The sequence below is a fragment of the Oceanobacillus caeni genome (assembly GCF_042678465.1).
Classification (GTDB): domain Bacteria; phylum Bacillota; class Bacilli; order Bacillales; family Amphibacillaceae; genus Oceanobacillus; species Oceanobacillus caeni.
Genome location: NZ_JBHTKV010000018.1, coordinates 33996 through 51468 on the forward strand (window position 1 = coordinate 33996; position 17473 = coordinate 51468).

Here is a 17473-nt window from a genome sequence, read left to right on the forward strand (position 1 = left end):
CAACCTTTCCTTCAATGTGATTCCACATTTTAATTCAAACCCAACTTTCTCTCATGAAAAGACCATAATCTTTTCTACGTAATTTTCAAACAGCTCTTCCTCATAGGCTGTAAGCATTTTGGACTTAGTTGCAAACTTAAGCAGACGGTCAACCTCTTCAACTTTTGCAAAATTCCCATTGACGGAACGAGTAAGTTGATCCTTTTCGACAAGAAGCCTTTCTCTTTCTGCTTCCAGTGAATACTTTTCTTTATTAAACAGAGCAGGTTCCAGATATCCTTTGGCCATTAAACCCGTCAGCATCTGGCTCTGCTCCATGTTGTTTTCAATCTTAGTTTCCAACTCTTCAATTCTGCGAAAACTTGCTGCATTGTTCTGGTTACGTAACCCATTCAAAAGTGGTCTTAGTATGAATTTCTGACCGAAAATTAGTTTATTCATCATCGTAACAAATGCAGTCTTTATATCTTCATCTCGAATGAACTGCATAGAACATTCCGTTATATTGCTTATATGCTTACTGCAGCACCAAGCAATGTACTTTCTTGGACCGGATGAATGAATCCGTCTTTTAAAGGTACCGCCACATTCTGAGCAGATAATTTTGCTAGAGAAAGCATATCGGTTTAGATATTTGCTGTTGCGCTTTTCGATACCTTTTTCCTTTGCTCTCTGATTGAGAACAGCATCCACAGCTTCAAAGTCTTCATGGCTGATAATTGCCTCATGATGGTTTTCTACTAGGTACATATCTTTCTCACCATAATTGGTGTGCCTATTAAAATGACTGTCAGTATAAGTCTTTTGCAAAATAACATCGCCAGTATATTTTTCATTGGTCAGAATCCCTCGAATGGTTGTAGCCGTCCAACGGCCACCTCTTTTTGATGGGATACCTTTTTGATTCAAATCATCTGCAATTTTCTGTGTACCTTTGCCCGATAATACTTCTGCAAAAATATACTTCACAACTTCAGCCTGCTTGGGGTTTACTATCATTTGACTGCCAATATTTTGATAACCATATGGCGGGTAGGAAATTTTAAAGGTCCCGTTTTGAAATCGTCTTTGAATGGCCCATTTAGTATTTTCAGAAATGGAAATTGACTCACTTTCTGCAAGCCCACTTAAAATGGAGAGCATCAATTCACTTTCCATTGAACCTGTATTGATGTTTTCCTTCTCAAAATAGATATGAACCCCAAGGTCGATCAGTTTTCGAACCATCTCCAAGCAGTCTGTAGTATTTCTCGCAAATCGGCTGATGGACTTTGTAATGATTAAGTCAATTCTCCCAGTTTCACAGTCTGATAACATCCTAAGCAGGTCAGAGCGGTTTTCCTTTTTCGTACCGCTGATTCCCTCATCATAATATAGGCCTGCATATACCCATTCTGGATTCGCCTTTATGTAGGTCTCATAATGGGCCTTTTGTGCTTGCAAGCTGACTAGCTGTTCATTACTATCTGTTGAAACTCGGCAGTAGGCAACTACTCGTGTTTTTGGCTTAATAAAAGAGTTGGCTAGATTTCCTTCTATTTTCGTTATCTTTTTCATCCTCTCACCTCCTTCTTGGTAGGTCTCATATTACCTCTGAAACCCTTATATATCAACGATTTCAGGGCATTATCTCTGCTAAAAAAGGGGAGAAAGTTTGGCGATTTAGTGCGTCTATCTTGTGGAATTCTATTTCAGTTATTAAGCCTTTTCCGAGCATCTTTCTCAGCATCTTTTCTGCCTGGATATAATCAAACTCACGCTGTAGCTGTTCCTGTGATACTTTCTTTAATTCAACGCTTTTGTCTATAATCTCATCTGAAATCTTTGTAATTTTTTTATCCTCGTGCTGATTCACTAGGAATCACCTCCTACCTAATAGCCGTGGGAACAGGTCGAAGTTGAGGATTTGTAAGAATTAATTTGAATCAGAGCATAAAAAAAGAGCCTGCAAGGGAAGAACCCCCACAGGCTAGATAAATTAATTGTTTAATAATTTATTTGAGAGACTTTGTGAAAATCAAGAAACACCGTTTTAAACTCGCCCTTTTGATTAATCATACTTAATAAATGCATCCGTAAAGCCTGCCTTTTTAGCTTTGGCAAGCTCTGCCTCAGCATTTGCTTTGACAGTGTATGCACCTATTTGTACACGGTAATATTTCTTTTTCACTGGTTCTGCTGATTTTTCTTCTTCGCTTAGAAGTTTCTTAACATCCGCTCTAAAGGTATCCATGGTCTTGCCATGCTTAGGAAACCAGTGCATCACATCCGCATGGTTACTGGCTATACCTTGCTTATAGCCTTCACTATGACAGATGATATCCTTCTCACTAAGTCCATAGAGTTTGCAAAGATGTACACAAAGCTCCACTGCTTCCTTATAAACAGCAGAAAAATACGAGGTATCGGTTAGACCGTCCTCGCAAATCTCAAATCCTATATGCGTGTTATTCGCATCTCCTCCAGCATGCCAACCCCGGTGATTCCAAGGCAAGGTTTGATAGGTAGCAATGGAACCATCTGCTAATTTACCAATGAAGGCATGGACACAAACTTGACGCCCTCCAGGTTTGTTTTGATTCCAATGGTTGTTATACTGGTTCTTTCCTAGCAAGCCATCGTCTGGGCCAACGTAGCGCTTCAACCATGGGTTGTTTGCACCAGTCGAGTGAACCATAATACCTTTTGGCGTTATGGTTTTACCCGCTTTATAGCAGGCATTGTTCGTAAGTAATAGTTTGCGTAACTTCATTAAAATCACCTCTAATCAAATATTAAGTCAATCATCTTCCACCACCAGGCTTAGGCGGTTCCCCATCACGTCCATGTAGTTTCTGTAGAACCGATTTTAGGTTTTCTGGGATAGACAGTCCAATATGTCCAGCATTCTCCAAAATGGATACTCCTTCATTACTTAGGTAGAAAAAGATTACTGCTGTTCGTAAAATGCCACTATTTTCTCCAATACTAACCAAAATTTGTGTATCGATAATATGAGCGATGCCTACCATTATAAAGATGAGTACCTTTTTGAAAATCCCCTTAGCACCGATTTCGCTACACAGTTTTTTGTTTGCAATTGCACAAAAGACACCTGTCAGGTAGTCAATGATCACAAAAGCTACCAGTGCATAGAGAAATCCGTCATAACCGCCGAGAAACCACCCAAGAAATCCACCGACTGCGGCAATAGCCAGCTGTATCCAATTCCAAATTTCTTTCATTAAAGACACCTCCGTTTCGTGTATTTCCATATAGAAAAGCGCCCCTGCAAATGACAAGAGCGCTGAATTTTATTTTTACATTATTTTTATTAGGTCATGAATTTGTTGCATCACATCTGCCCTAGGTCTTCCTGTACCAATAGGTAGCCATGTGACAGGTGGTGTATCGAATGCATGGGAAGAATCGAAACTATTAATCATCATAATAATCGCATCAATAGCTTTACGCATTTCAACGATATGGAATGGCCAATTCTTAACAGTGGTCTTTCTTGCGATGATCTCCTCTTTCCAAGTTGCAGGGGACATATTGTAATAGCTACGTACCCTGTTTATAGCAGTTCGAAACGTCTTAATATGCGCTGCCTTTACATGTGTCACATTAGCGGTGATGATTTCAAAAGGTAATGCTAAAATCGTGAAGGTACGAACAACTTCTGTGCTTGCTGACTCGATATCACTGTCAAGGCAACGAAAAGTAACGGTATGATTTCCTACAGAAAGAGGTTCTGCTTGGTAAATCGTCTTGACACCATTACCAAGATAGCCGCTTACAGAAAACCGCTCAGGATTGTCCACGCTATTTTGCCATGGACCAGAGTCAATCCTTACCTCCACTATTTGTGTTTGTCCATCTGGTTCAATCCCTGTTGTAATCATAAAACGTGGTGTAGAGTTATAAGTAAAATTGCCAGACATTGGACAGTCCACTACTGGTGATGCAGGTGGGCTGTTTTTCTTTACCATGTTGCTAACTACAAAGGCAGAAACTGCATCAAGTGCATCTGTAACACTGATTCGATAACGGGTATACCGACCAGCTATTTGTGAAGCATTTACCTGAAGGCTACCTGAGGTATTGCTTGAAATAATAGTCGTCAGTGCTACGTATGCCGACCAATTCACACCATCTGTCGATGTAGACTGTTGTATGACATACTGCTTAATCGCACTGGTTCCAGGTACCGTCCCACTCCATGAAAGATTTATTGTATTAGCTTCATATATAGGAGGGTTTGCGGCAAAAATAGTCGGTGGTATGGGCAGTATGTTTTTACGAACAGTATTGCTGGAAATAGTCCAGTCTGAGTAATAATCCTCACCAGCCGTACCACGAGTTCTTATTCGAAACCGACGATAATGGCCACGTGTAGCAGGTGGACTGACATTTAAAATACTGCTTGTTGCAGAAGTATTGACTATAGCCAATGCCAGCCAGGCACCCCAATTGATGTTATCATGTGAATCACTGTACTGTATTTCATAGGAAGTGATAGGGTTACCTGCACCGCCAGATGCTCCGCTCCAAGAAAGAGTGACATTTCCTTCAGATAATGTTGCACTTACCGTGCAAAGGGTCGGTGCTGCACAAGCTGTGACATTACAATAGATACTATTGCTGACTTTTTCTATTGAATAAACATCCAATGTATCAATTGTCCAAATACCAAATTGAGTATATGTTCCTGGAGTCCTTGAAACTATTGGGTTATAGCTCCCTCCGCTTGCCGCCAGTGTCAACGTGGTCAACACATTCCACGCACTCCAAGTACTATTATCCGTAGATGTGCGACTGGCAATTTGATATCCCTTAATTGGACTGGTACCGTTAGATGCTCCGCTCCAATTAAGCGTGATAGTCTCATCGCTATATGCTGCCGGGGAGGCAACAGCAGTCGTCGCTGGCTTTGGCACCGTATTTCTGCGGATGCTGTTTGTGGATACTTTCCAGCTAGAGTAATAACTAGCACCTGCTGTACCACGGGTTCGTACCTGAAATCTACGATAATTACCTCGGGTAGGAGGCGGTGCAACGGATACACTACCACTTGTCGCTGTGGTGGTCACCGTTGTCAGAGCAGTCCATGCTCCCCATGTGACATTATCGGCGGAATCACTATATTGAATCTCATAACTGGAAATCGTATTATTGATGCCTCCAGAAGCACCGCTCCAAGAAAGAGTCACATTCCCTTCCGCAAGTGTTGGAGAAACAGTACAAGATGTTGGGGCTCCACAAGCTGTAGTAAGCAATGGAGCACTTAGTACCGTATAGCTTGAATTGGTAATTACACCAGAGGATAATGGCAATCGTCCATCAGATACCACTTTGAATGTGACTGGCTGGGTTGCATTACCTGTAGTAGAAGCGCAGGTTACCGAAACATATCTGAGCCTTGGTGTGGTCCCTTCCCAGTTATCTCCATCCGCCGCTTTAATACGTACCTGTGAAGAAGATCCATTTACAGTCATAGTGCAAAGCAATGCATAACCACTACGGATAAAGGAACCTGATGAACCTAACGCAGCGGATATGGTGAAGTTGTATGTCATCTGACTATTATTAGGTCGGCTTTTGGTATAAGTAATTGTGTAATGGACGGTCGGGCTAGAACCCGCCTGCAGAGTGATGCCATTAATATCCGCCACTTACATTCACCTCCTCCTATTCATAAACAGCCGAAACTAGCGAGTTTACCAGCCCACAAAGGCTAGTATTCAATCGGGTATCTATAATGTTATTTGCTGAAATCGATGTGGCAGCCGAAGGTACTAAAACATCAGCGATGCCAAGTTCATAGACATCGCTTGTTCTTGTCAACTCTGGAGCTATGGGTGTTGCTGCGGGAGTACCCGTGACAATGGCAAGCTGAATGCTCCTCGTAATTTGACTTAAGCGAACCACAACCCGGTCTATGCGAGGATTGCTTCCGTCTGCTGTAGAAAGTGGTTTGTTTAAAACATCCGTATTTTCATATCGATAACCATTAATCCACGCACTGCCCGCTGCTATGCTCACTACCAACCCAATCCCTGGAGACACCAGAAGGTTTGTTGGTGTAGAATAAAATACACCATTCGAGACAAGGCTTCCAAAATATGCAGCGAAATCTGTTGCGTCATAGATTCTATCTCCATCAGATGAGTTGAAAAATCCACTTTTCTCCATAAACTATTCCCTCCTTACTAAACGGTTTTTGTGTACTCTATAACTACATAGCCTGTATATGCAGTTCTATCATTGCCTGGTTCGACTACAATGTCGGTCATATTCACGAAGAGTCCGATTTGAGATGCAAAGTTGTTGTAACGAGCAAGGGGCAGTGGCAAGAAAACACTCCCATTCGTGACAAAACCGGTTAAACTGACAACAGTGCTGAGGTTTGCTATACCATGAGGTACATGTTTTGGTGTTGTATCCGTAAGCGAACCGAGATTTATCTCTTTACGATAAATCGTCTTGCCATCTATCCATAGCCGCCCTGTGTTTTGTTCTGTAGTTGAGTAGTCGCTAAAGGAAGAAGCCAGTTTAGCGGCTGTAATTGTACGGTCTGTAATTTTCAAGCCAGTGACTGCTCCATTGGCAATCCTTGCAGTAGTTACAGGTTCGTTATTGATATTAAGCCAGTTTGCTTGACCAGAAGGGTTGTTAAATACGAAAACAGAAATCACATAAAATGTCATGGTATTACGAGAAATAAAGAAACCCATTGCCCGCTGATAGCCATTCCCCGTGTTATCCCCGTTATGCTTTACCAAAAAGACATGACCGTCATCACTTGGCTGGTCACTAAACTTATTGCCACTCCATGAGGTGAAATAAAAGGCATCCCCAGAGTTCATATGGTACAACGCATATTGTCCAATGGATATAGTACCTCCGCCCACATTGATTTCGAGTGCTGGTAGTTTACCATACAGATTATTGATAGTAGATGCTACGCTGTCTCCTTGAATCTCTGAATCTACCTCAGTCAAGTCACCTAAGGTTTCCTCCACAATTCCCAACGTTTCCTCCACGGTCCCTATAGCCTGTGCAATTTCGGATATGCCCGTTGGAGCAAATATCGCTGTTTTAACCTCGCTTAAGTCAGAGCGGATTTTTTGTGCTATCGTTAACTCCGCTTTTCCAAACACTACACTGATGCTCTGGCCGTCTGCGTCATAGGTTTCCTCGACTTCGGTGATACGTGTCGTCATGGATACACCCCATGCTTTGGAAATAACTTTGACGGTCTGCCCAAGATCGAAGTCTATCTTATATGTTAAATTGCCGTGTGGATTGATAGATGTATCAAATGAATATCGTATGGCCTGCTCACTAAGCTTACTTTGACCTCGAAAGATTAGTGTATCAATGTAATCCGAACCAAAGTCTTCCGCCCGCAAATCCTTAGCATCCACAAAAATTTCATGTCTTGTCTCACCTGAGCCACCTGTAATCGAAATAAAGGTTCGCTCTGTGCCTTCTCCTTCACCAGCAACAAGGGCAGTGTTGGCATAATCTCCTGCACTTATCGTATAAATCTGTTCAGTAAGATTTTCATATTCCTTAGAAAATACTGCTTGTGATTCCTTTCCTCTATACAACGATATGGTAAATCCCCCTGTCGCAGGAGAGAACACGGTCTTAATGCCAATATCTGAAGCAACACATAGTCCTGTCACCGCATCCATCAAATTTCTATACGATATTTGTGTGCTGATGGGAACATTTAAGTTTGGAGCAGAAAAGGTTATGTTTGAAATCTTCCTTGCTGTATCAGAAGGATTGATAAGATTATTATTTATCAACTGCTCCACACAGACAGATATGTCACCAGACAGTTTCTCCGTTTGCCAAACAATGCGGCGGGAGAGGAAGGAAGTTGCAAAACGACCACTTGCAGTAATAATTTCATGCTCGGTTTGAGAAAGTTCCAGATGCTCAATGATCCCGGCTTCCTCATCATCATTTTTCCAGATGATATTCCCTTCCTTTAAGAGTTCTGTATTCTCTGGAGTTGCTATCGCCTTTAACTCAAATGAGCCACACTGGGAATAGCGTCTCGTCCAGCGTAAGTACTCAAAGGATTCAACAATGCCTGCAAGCTCCCGGTTTGAATTGTAGATATACAGTTCCATTTTCACACCCCCAGAAACTGCGGACGAAAGTAAATACTAACCTCTAACAATTCCATATTGACAGAAGCATCGTATCTCAGTGTATTAAGGCCTGCCGCCAGTTGAAAGAACACCGAATTGGTATCCAACAGTGAAAAAGCATTTGTAACCGTTGAACCATCAACTTGGATCACACGCTTACCAGCGAAATGGGTATATACACGAAGTTCATCCCCAGCGCTCATTGTAGTGAGAAGTCGGATATATTCTCCCGTGTCTATGTTTAATAGTTCAGGGTTCGACACAGTACCTAAGGCCCTAAACACTATCTCGCATCCACAAGATACATCCCCTATATTTTCCACCGTAATGATTTGGCTAGGTTGACGCATTCCGAACTCCATCCCAGTCATTGGAATTTCCAATTCAAACTCAAATAGCGGTATCCATGATGCCAGTTCCTCTCGCACCTCATTTAATGTCTCAAAGAAAGGGGATGGGCAGAGCAGACTGACAAAGAAGTTTGGTATTCGTTGCCGATTAGAAACACTAAAACCTGCTTCCTCTACCACACAGGAAATCTGTCTCTCACGGTATTGAAGGGTTCCTAGTAGCTTTGGGCTGAATATTTGAAGGAAGTGTTGTCTCCTTTTATAAGCTTCATCGGGAGTATCAGCAACAACCGTACCTTCAATCGTTATGTTTCGCATATCTAGTGTGGAGGAAATATAAAAAGCGCCATCTTGGTCTGGCGCCTTGAAAGTGTTAACAGTTTGACGGATGTTGCCAGTACCATCTATCTTCGTAAGAAAGTACGGTCGGCTTTGCTTTAGCGTAATACTCTCTCCATCTCTATTGGTATATGTTAGTTCCATTGCCGTACCTCCTTTACAATTCAAGTGCCAGTTTACGGGATAGGTTCTTAAACTCCCGTGCTAGTTCTTTTTCTGATAGAGCCTTAGGTGTCACTACAGAAATGTTTTGAGTGATACTTGCACCAGTGGCATTGCCTTGCCCAGATACACCTCTGTAATTAAAGTCAAAGCTGGTTGGCACTGCATTTTGCATATCCCTTGAAACTGCTGTCATTGCATCCTCAAAACCTACACCGATACCTTCACCCATGTTGCGGCCAATTCCAGCAAATAGGGTTGAAGGAGAGCGGATACCGAAGAAGTCTTTAATCCTTGAAACAACATTTCCGAAAAATCCAGATATTTTACTCCATAGCCATGCCCCTGCGTCTGAAATACCTTGCCATAGACCTTTAATCAGATTGCCACCCACTTGAGCCATTTGACCGATATAGCCAGTAAAGGCTTTGATCAGTCCAGAGATAATCTGCGGTACTGCTTTAACAATCTCCACGATTATCCTTGGTAGGTTTGCAATCAATGCCACAAACAGTTGTACACCCGCGCTAAGATAATCTTATCGATGTTACCAATAACGGCATTGACCAGCGAGCTAACAATCTTGGGAATAGCACCTACAACAGTAGTAATAATCTGCGGCAATGCCTGAATGAGTGAAACTAGAAGCCGGATACCTGCATCAATAATCAAAGGAATCGAGCCAATAACAGCATTGATGATACTGTCGATAATTTGCGGAATTGCTTCCACAACTGCTGTAATAATGGTAGGCAAAGCTGTAACCAGTGAGGACAATAATTGAATACCCGCTTCAATAATCTGCGGAATAGATTTAATGATAAAATCCACTATTGCTTTGATGATGACAGGCAATGCAGAAGTAAGCTGGGGTATGGCATCTACCAATCCCTGTGCTAATCCTAAAATCAACTGCAAAGCGGCATCCAAAATGAGTGGTAGGTTATCCATCAATCCTTGGACAATCTGCATAACTGCAGAAACTGCCGCAGGGATGAGTTGTGGTAACGCTATGCCGATTCCCTCCACAAGTGCTGTTACTAATTCAATTGCTGCATTTATTAGCAGTGGAAGGTTATCAATTAATGCACCGACAATCGTCATTAGAGCACTTACTGCAGCTGGGATAAGTTCCGGTAAAAGATTTAACATTGTTTCCAGTACTTGCGTGAATATATTTGTAACTAATTCAAGAAGCATTGGTAGCAATTCTGCAACCGCCGCTAATATTGCGCCTGTCGCTGTTGGCAAGGCGGCTACGATATTTTCTAAAACCGGTACAATATTAGTGACAACCGCCTCGAAAGCATCAACAAGATTCTCAGTCAGATTCGTCATATCAGCATTGGCATTACCGAGTCCAGCTGTAAATGAACCAAGTGCGGCCTGTAGTAACCCAATAGAACCAGAGATTGTCTCGGATGATTCTTTTGCAAAGTTACCTGCATACTGCTCTGTGTTCTCAAAGAACATTTGCATTGCGACTTCGGCTTTTTCCGCTTGTGTTGCAGTATTCCAAGTGAAATCCAGACCCTTTGCGAGAGCATAGGCTTCGATGTTTGTAGCGTTCATCGCAACACCTAAGTTATCCATCATATCAAAGTTACCCTTTGCCGCCCCAGTGACTGCCTCCAATGCCGAGGACATATCAATACCCATAACAGATGCCATGTCTGCCGCACGTTGCATAGCCTTTTCAGTTAGCTCAAGACTTCTCTGTTGCTGTATACCAGAACCTTGGAATAACGCGCCCATTTTGTTGGCAGTTGCAAGGTACTCACTTTGGGAAACACCTAGATTTTTATAGGCTTCCTCACCAGTTTTCTGAATCGATGCAGCATATGCTCCAAAAACCGCCTCCGATCCACCTAGGTTTTGTTCTAATTCTCCAAACTGAGTAACTACCTCTTTACCTAACTTAATAGCCGCGGCTCCAGCGGCAACGGCAACCGCACCCATCGCCACACCAATTCCCTTGAGTACACCGCCAAGCTTTTCAAACCTGCCACCAGCATCCTCTGCACTTTTACCGGAATCCTCTAACTCTTCACCGAGATTATCCGCTTCAATTGTAGACTCCTCAAGTTCACGTTCCATAAGGTTCAGTTCTGCCTGAGCCCTATTTAATTGTATCTGCCAGTTTTGGGTACGACGGTCATTTTCACCGAAAGAGGAGGAGGCATTATCAAGGGCAGCCTTAAGGGTAGAAATCTTTTCTTTCTGTGCGTCAATTTCTTTATTTAAAACGGCATTTCGAGCCGTGATCGATTGAATGGATTTATCGTTTTTATCAAATTGACTGGTTACAAGGGCCATTTCACTACCTAGTACCTTAAATGATTGATTGATTTCGGAGAGTGCCTTCTTAAATTCTCGCTCACCCTCGACACCTATTTTTAATCCAAAATTATCCGCCATACCTTCACCTCCTCCTATATGCCTAGTGGGATAATATCGTCAATGGTCTGAGTTTTCTTTGGCTTTTCAATGCCATGCCACTGCTTATGGCAAGCCCATAAATCAAAAAACAGTCCAATTGGCAGAAGCCAGAATTCCTCTGCCTCCATGCCCATCTGGACTGTTCCATAATAAAGAAGCCGGGTAAAGACCTCAGCGTCCGTTACCCGACTTCCACGTTTTTTGGAGTTTCCTCCTCACTTTCTACATTTCTCTTTGTACCTTTGAACATTGCCTCGGTAATTGCAGTTTTATATGCCGCTAAGTCAAGCGGTGAAGTAAGAAGCTCCACTTCTTCCTCTGTAAGCAATTCTTCTGGTGCGTTCTTATTCTTAAGATTACGAATCAAAATGGACTGGTTTGCAAGCAGCGTGATTAGCCAAACAATCTCGTCCAGTGCCATCTCGAAGTTTTCTGATTTCATCAGTTTTTCTCCAAGGTTTTCAAGACCACCGTAACGACCGGCAATGGCCTTTGTTGCACGTGTAGTTAAAACCAGTTCATACTCTTTGTCACCTATGTTGATTGAGGCACTTCTATCATTATCCATGATTTCCCCTCCTATGGTTCAGGTGTATATACAGGTTCATAGACTTCAGTGAACCAGCCTGTTATGGTGGTCGATGAAACACCAGGATCACCTTCTGTAACTTCCGCTTTCCATGGGTGCTTGCCCAATCCATCCAGCTTATTCCTACGCATAACGGTTCCTTCGATGGTGGGTGTAGAAAAGGTAATGGAATCAGCCTTTGTCTGTAAGTTGGTAGCTGGTAGTCCAAACTTAACGCGATACAGCCAAAAATAGCGGTATGTTCCATTAGCCCTTTGTGCACGAAACCCTACTGCAACTGGTGTACCCACATTTTCACTGGCTGAGATTAATACTCCGTTGTCATCTGTAGAAGCACCAGTTAAATCCGCTGCAACTGTCGGACCAATGTCGTCAACACCGAGAGTGAGAGTACCACTGTTAAAGTCTTTCACAACCTCAGCCGCACCATCGTCAGCATACAGAATTGCTTCCACCAGTTCTACCGAGAGTTCAGCAGTGATGGCTTTTGCAAGTACGGAAGGTTGGGCATAAGTTTCCTCACCGTTAGCGTCCTCGGTTATTTTTGAATAGTACAGTCTATCAAGACCAATCGTTGCCATGTGTTAATCCTCCAATCTATAGTTTTTCGCCACATCGATGGCGTAATGATGATATCCAGTATCATCCTCGTGACCGATATATCTTCGTTCGGTCAAAGTAAAATCTGCATTTATTAAAGCAGTTGTGAGCTGTCTTTTCCGCTCTAGGTAGTTATTTTTTGAGAACAGTGATATCCTCGCTTCCTGCACATCAAAGCCTGGACGGTTATCCGCATGAACTTCAAAAATATCCGAAAGAGGGAGAATCACGACATACTCATCTGGTGCCAAACCCGAAAAAACCCCAGTTTCCACGGGGAGCGGTATAGTGGAAACAAGGGTATTCAATTCCTCTAAAATATTCATATCTTCTCAATCTCCTCCTCCAGCTTGGCGACCATTGCGTTGATGCAAGGTTTCCTAGATGAATTCCTCGCAGGCTTTAGGAAGGGTTTTGCAGGCTGACCATGTTTGCCATATTCAATGATGCTGGCAAGTTTAGCATTGCTCTCACCATCAGATCGCGGCTCAGCAAAGCCAACTTTTACATTGAAGTTACCATTTCTATCCTGCTTTGCACTCGAGAGTCCTAATGAAGATAGCAACTCGCCAGTGCTTTTGGATGGATAATTCGTGCCATTGCCTACCACCTTACTTAGATTTCCCTTGACTTTATCCAGCACCACTTCACCGCCAACTTCCAAAACCTTAGGAAGAATCACATCGGTCTGGTCAGCTAATCGGGATACCTTTAAAAGGAATTCTTCTGGCATCTTTATATTCACTTTTGCCATATCCATCACCTCACAGTTGGTTCTAGCTTTTCGGCTAAAACCTCGACATACATACCTCGATTTCTTACATCCTCAACACTTAAAATTTGATATCTGCCATCATCGCAGACGATAACCATTTCATTGGTCACCTTAAGTCCGAAGATTTTTCTAAACCTGAATAGGGAAGTTGCAGATGAAAATGATGCCATATTCGTCCATCGCTCACTGCCATGCCGATCTTCCTTGTAAGCAAGTACACTTGCGAGTATGTTGTCATCTTTTGTGGCGAAGCCTTCCTTATCCTTTGTGGGTATCGTGCAAATGATATCGATAAAGGTGTTCATCTTCCCAAAGCTCACACTAAACACCCCACTCTCGATCAAGTCGTAAAAGCAAGTTCACTGTATTCCATACTTGTTGTCCCGCCTGTACGCTATCAGCAAAGAAACCTGCCGTCGAGCCATCTCTACTTTCATAGAAATGACTCGACAACATGATCACTGCTTGTTCTGTTGTTGGAGGCATAGCATGTGTTTCATAATGGTTTTCAGGAACGTGCTGATAGCTCTGTGCATAGGAGACTGCAGCAGTGATAAATCCAATAAGGAGGGCATCATCCTGATCATGTGCTAAAATTAAGTTCGCTTTAACTTTAGGCAAGAGATTATCTGCCACTGCCATACCACCAACCTCCTTTACATTCCACCTTAGTCAGCCTCCATAAGCCCAGCTGCTTTTAGTTTGGCAAGCAGGGCATTAAAGTCCGTAACTAGACCAGCAACATCGGTGGCGGTGCTGTCTGCCTGGTTTTCAGCAACAGGAAGCCCCATAACCGAGGCCCCTTCTTTAATTTCTAAAACACCTCCGATGACAGTTTTTTCTCCGCCTTGTTCGGTATAATTCTTCGTGTTATAACTCATAAAGCACCTCCGTTAGGCTTTCTGTTGGAGTACCTTAACGGCCTCCGGTAAGATAAGCTTTCCATCAACTCGTTGAGTCGCAATAAATCCTACTTGACCTGTGACAGCAAAGAGTTCATTTAATCGTTTGAATACTCGTCCTTGACGGTCTGCCACCCAGTAATAACTAAAATCACCGAATACCACAGTCTTTGCACCTGCTTCAATAGTAGGTACATAGGATGAGGTGTACAGCGGACGGTTAAGAATAGTATCAGGTGTTCCCGCTTGGATGGAAGGTTGCCATAGGTACTGGCCATTACCGTCTTTTAATTTACGGATAGCTTTTATAGTGGCATCGTTCATTACGAATACTGCCTTATTACGATAAGGTGCTTTCAAACTGTAGAATAAATCTAAAACCTCATCCAAAGTGATGGCAGTGGCACTTGCTGCAGTAACACCAACTTGGCCGCCTCCTGTCGCATTAAGAATGCCTGTTGGCTTACCTGTTCCGTCACCTGCAAAGAAGGCTTCCTCCTCCTTGTTACCAATACGACGTGCGAATTCTCTCGTGATGTAGCTTTCGAGATTAAACACGGAATCATTTAGCAGTTCCTCAGAGACTTTAATCATCGTTGCTAGTTTATAAGCACCAATCGATACTTGACCGAAGCTGTCATCACTTTCTGGAATGGCTCCTTCTTCATCGATCCAGCTTGCAGTGCCTTTGCTTGCAACAACAGGAATCTTGCGGTCGCCAGAAGATGTTGTGATGACATTGGCTAACCTACGGAAAATATTTTCTTCCTCTAGGGCTTCTACTAGATTACGCTCAAACTCATCTGGTACAAGGAATCCACCTTCTGAATCAGTGCCAATCTTTAGAGCGTTCCTTACTTCATAGCTGACATTGTCACGCATTGCATTCCAGAAAGCTTTTTTATATTCAGCACTTGCGCGTCCGGTCTTTTCCTCTCCAGTTCTAGTAGGTTCGTTCGTAATTGGGTTACTGGTTGCTTTTGACAGTTCTAAGTCGATAGATGCTTGGCGTTCCAAACGTTCGATTTCCTTACCAAGTGCCACCACATCGGCTTCCATTTTTTCATAGGTTGTCGTGTCCTCGGCGGATAACAGTCCATCACCGCCACGTTTTGAATCAAGGAATGCCTTTGCTGCATCCCATGCTTTAGCGCGTTTCTCACGCAATTCAAGAATTTTACTCATCGTTATTTCCTCCTTTAAGTTAGTGCAAAATTAAAGAAAGCCGCTTATCCAGCGACTCAATGGGTGTACCTGTTTTCTGTTTTGGTTGTTTTGGCAGTTTGCTGATAAGCGAGTTAGTAACCGCCATCCTGCTAAAGATAAGACTATCCGTCAAATCCGGTGTTTCACTTTCCATGAACATGATCTTGTCTGCAAAACCAAGTTCAATGGCTTTATTTGCATTCATCCATGATTCTGCGTCCATAAGATGGGAGAGCTTTGTTCGGGAAAGACCTGTCTTTAACTCATAGGCATTAATAATGCTTTCCTTAACCTCATCTAATAGAGCCTTTGCTCGCAGCATTTCCTCACTGTCACCGATTGCAATAGTTGAAGGGTTATGAATCATAAGCATGGAAACCGGGGACATATACACATCTCCACCAGCCATTGCAATAACGGATGCCGCACTTGCCGCAAGCCCATCAATCTTTACAGTGACTTTTCCGGTATACTCCATCAGCATGTTATAAATCTGAGCTGCCGCGAACACATCACCGCCAGGGGAATTAATCCACACCGTAATGTCGCCGGTGCCTGCCAGCAATTCATCTTTAAAAATCTTAGGTGTGACCTCATCTCCCCACCAGGTTTCTTCGGATATCACTCCATTTAAATTGAGGGTACGTTCTTCATCAGAATCTCGCACCCAGTTCCAGAACTTCCTCATTTACTGACCTCCTTCGGTTTTGGCAAACGCGCCTGCGTCAGCCAGTTTTGTCATATTTCCGTTAACCAGATATAAATCGCCACCTTCCTCAGCCGGTATTCGGTTCATATCCTCCAGTTCACGGATATCGTTGGCTGACATCCAGCCGTTTTGTCGACCTGTAGCGTAGCCATTCATACGACTTTGGTAATCACCACGAAGCAGACCGTCCAAATTGAACTTGATAAACAGTGAAGTTTTCTCAGAAGGCAAAATAAGCGATTGCTGGAGACTTTGTTCCCATCGCACCACCCACGGATCGAGTGTGTATTTTACAAACTCCAAAGACTGCTGCTCAATATTGGAGAAACTAGACTTCTCAAGATCACCCACCATATGAGGCGGTACTCGGAAAATCCTCGCAATCTCATTAATTTGAAATTTCCTTGTTTCAAGAAATTGCGCCTGTTCCGGCGGGATACCAATGGCTTGAAACTTCATGCCTTCTTCCAACACAGCAATTTTGTGAGCGTTGCCTGTGCCTTGGTAGGCACTATTCCAACTATCTTTGACCCTCTGTATATCTTTGATTACTCCTGGGTGTTCCAGAACACCTCCGGGATTAGCACCATTGGCAAAGAATGCCGCACCGTACTCTTCAGTAGCAAGTGACATACCGATTGCATTTTTCGCCATGGCGATAGGGCTATAACCAATGAGTCCGTCAAAACCTAAGCCAGGAATGTGAAGGACTTCATCTTTACGGAGTGTGACATAGCCACCTTTTGGATTAAGACCACTTTCGTCCGTATCACGGTAATAGGTATAGACAAGCTCTCCGTTTGTTGCTCGGCTAACTTCCATCTTGTTGGGGAGTAGGGGATAAAGTGCAACTGCCTGCCCACGACCGTTTCTGACCACCTGTGCATAGGCATTTCCCCAAAGCAAAAGATGACTCATCAGTGTTTCTCGAAACACGAATGAAGTCATCTCTGGATTTGGTTCATCATGAAGAAGGTAATACAGCGGGTGGAAAGGAATCTTTTCTTTACCTCCATCAGAACGATATCTATATACATGAAGTGGCAGTCCTGCAATCGCTTCAGCTAGTATCCTTACGCAGGCATACACTGCTGTTGCCTGCATTGCAGTACGCTCGTTCACTGTTTTGCCAGATGACGTACCACCAAACAGGAAGGAAAATGCACTACCTACACGGTTTTGCGGTTTGTCCCTTGACCGAAACAGTCCTTTTATTAGATTCATAGGCTTCACCTCCGAATAAAAAACTAAC

At 43.1% G+C, this 17473-nt stretch carries 20 protein-coding genes; all 20 read right to left on the reverse strand.

Translation table 11 applies throughout. The features are described from left to right. Window positions 1-51: 51 nt before the first annotated feature. Window positions 52-1557 (reverse strand): recombinase family protein, encoded by a 1506-nt coding sequence (locus tag ACFQ18_RS12830; protein WP_204798473.1) that lies wholly within the window; start codon window positions 1555-1557, stop codon window positions 52-54. Between the two features lie 61 nt (window positions 1558-1618). Then, the gene (locus ACFQ18_RS12835; RefSeq protein ID WP_124763839.1) at window positions 1619-1855 is read right to left on the reverse strand and encodes an SHOCT domain-containing protein; all 237 of its coding nucleotides are present in this window, start codon (window positions 1853-1855) and stop codon (window positions 1619-1621) included. 195 nt (window positions 1856-2050) lie between these two features. Further along, window positions 2051-2752 (reverse strand): N-acetylmuramoyl-L-alanine amidase, encoded by a 702-nt coding sequence (locus tag ACFQ18_RS12840; RefSeq protein WP_124763838.1) that lies wholly within the window; start codon window positions 2750-2752, stop codon window positions 2051-2053. Between the two features lie 31 nt (window positions 2753-2783). Then, window positions 2784-3224 carry a phage holin family protein gene (locus ACFQ18_RS12845; protein ID WP_204798474.1) on the reverse strand — a complete coding sequence of 147 codons (441 nt, stop codon included), beginning with the start codon at window positions 3222-3224 and terminating at the stop codon, window positions 2784-2786. Window positions 3225-3299: 75 nt separating this feature from the next. Further along, complete coding sequence (locus tag ACFQ18_RS12850; RefSeq protein ID WP_379566498.1) at window positions 3300-5558, reverse strand: hypothetical protein; 2259 nt, start codon at window positions 5556-5558, stop codon at window positions 3300-3302. Window positions 5559-5670: 112 nt separating this feature from the next. Next, window positions 5671-6174, reverse strand: a complete 504-nt coding sequence (locus ACFQ18_RS12855; RefSeq protein WP_018664403.1) for a hypothetical protein — start codon at window positions 6172-6174, stop codon at window positions 5671-5673. A gap of 17 nt (window positions 6175-6191) precedes the next feature. Beyond that, window positions 6192-8129, reverse strand: a complete 1938-nt coding sequence (locus ACFQ18_RS12860; protein ID WP_204798476.1) for a siphovirus ReqiPepy6 Gp37-like family protein — start codon at window positions 8127-8129, stop codon at window positions 6192-6194. Window positions 8130-8131: 2 nt separating this feature from the next. After that, window positions 8132-9007 (reverse strand): phage tail family protein, encoded by an 876-nt coding sequence (locus tag ACFQ18_RS12865; RefSeq protein WP_379566500.1) that lies wholly within the window; start codon window positions 9005-9007, stop codon window positions 8132-8134. After that, complete coding sequence (locus tag ACFQ18_RS12870) at window positions 8997-9509, reverse strand: phage tail protein (RefSeq protein WP_379566502.1); 513 nt, start codon at window positions 9507-9509, stop codon at window positions 8997-8999. Before ACFQ18_RS12870 ends, ACFQ18_RS12865 begins: the two co-directional genes overlap by 11 nt. Continuing rightward, entirely contained in the window at window positions 9500-11419 is a 1920-nt protein-coding gene (locus tag ACFQ18_RS12875; protein ID WP_379566504.1) for a phage tail protein, read from the reverse strand. Before ACFQ18_RS12875 ends, ACFQ18_RS12870 begins: the two co-directional genes overlap by 10 nt. 202 nt (window positions 11420-11621) lie before the next feature. Further along, window positions 11622-12008 carry a hypothetical protein gene (locus ACFQ18_RS12880; protein WP_019155108.1) on the reverse strand — a complete coding sequence of 129 codons (387 nt, stop codon included), beginning with the start codon at window positions 12006-12008 and terminating at the stop codon, window positions 11622-11624. An 11-nt stretch (window positions 12009-12019) separates the two neighbouring features. After that, on the reverse strand, window positions 12020-12610 hold the full coding sequence (locus tag ACFQ18_RS12885; RefSeq protein ID WP_018664396.1) for a major tail protein: 591 nt from the start codon (window positions 12608-12610) through the stop codon (window positions 12020-12022). Between the two features lie 3 nt (window positions 12611-12613). Continuing rightward, complete coding sequence (locus ACFQ18_RS12890; RefSeq protein ID WP_019155110.1) at window positions 12614-12955, reverse strand: hypothetical protein; 342 nt, start codon at window positions 12953-12955, stop codon at window positions 12614-12616. Then, on the reverse strand, window positions 12952-13383 hold the full coding sequence (locus tag ACFQ18_RS12895; RefSeq protein WP_204798477.1) for an HK97-gp10 family putative phage morphogenesis protein: 432 nt from the start codon (window positions 13381-13383) through the stop codon (window positions 12952-12954). Before ACFQ18_RS12895 ends, ACFQ18_RS12890 begins: the two co-directional genes overlap by 4 nt. A 5-nt stretch (window positions 13384-13388) precedes the next feature. After that, entirely contained in the window at window positions 13389-13724 is a 336-nt protein-coding gene (locus tag ACFQ18_RS12900) for a head-tail adaptor protein (protein WP_019155112.1), read from the reverse strand. Between the two features lies 1 nt (window position 13725). Then, window positions 13726-14046 carry a head-tail connector protein gene (locus ACFQ18_RS12905; protein ID WP_063442158.1) on the reverse strand — a complete coding sequence of 107 codons (321 nt, stop codon included), beginning with the start codon at window positions 14044-14046 and terminating at the stop codon, window positions 13726-13728. Window positions 14047-14072: 26 nt separating this feature from the next. Continuing rightward, the gene (locus tag ACFQ18_RS12910; RefSeq protein WP_000121277.1) at window positions 14073-14285 is read right to left on the reverse strand and encodes a head fiber protein; all 213 of its coding nucleotides are present in this window, start codon (window positions 14283-14285) and stop codon (window positions 14073-14075) included. A gap of 12 nt (window positions 14286-14297) precedes the next feature. After that, window positions 14298-15491, reverse strand: a complete 1194-nt coding sequence (locus ACFQ18_RS12915; protein ID WP_204798478.1) for a phage major capsid protein — start codon at window positions 15489-15491, stop codon at window positions 14298-14300. A 19-nt stretch (window positions 15492-15510) separates the two neighbouring features. After that, a complete protein-coding gene (locus ACFQ18_RS12920; protein WP_035197489.1) occupies window positions 15511-16200 on the reverse strand; it encodes a head maturation protease, ClpP-related in 690 nt (229 codons plus the stop codon). Beyond that, complete coding sequence (locus ACFQ18_RS12925; protein ID WP_015926201.1) at window positions 16201-17445, reverse strand: phage portal protein; 1245 nt, start codon at window positions 17443-17445, stop codon at window positions 16201-16203. Window positions 17446-17473: the final 28 nt, after the last annotated feature.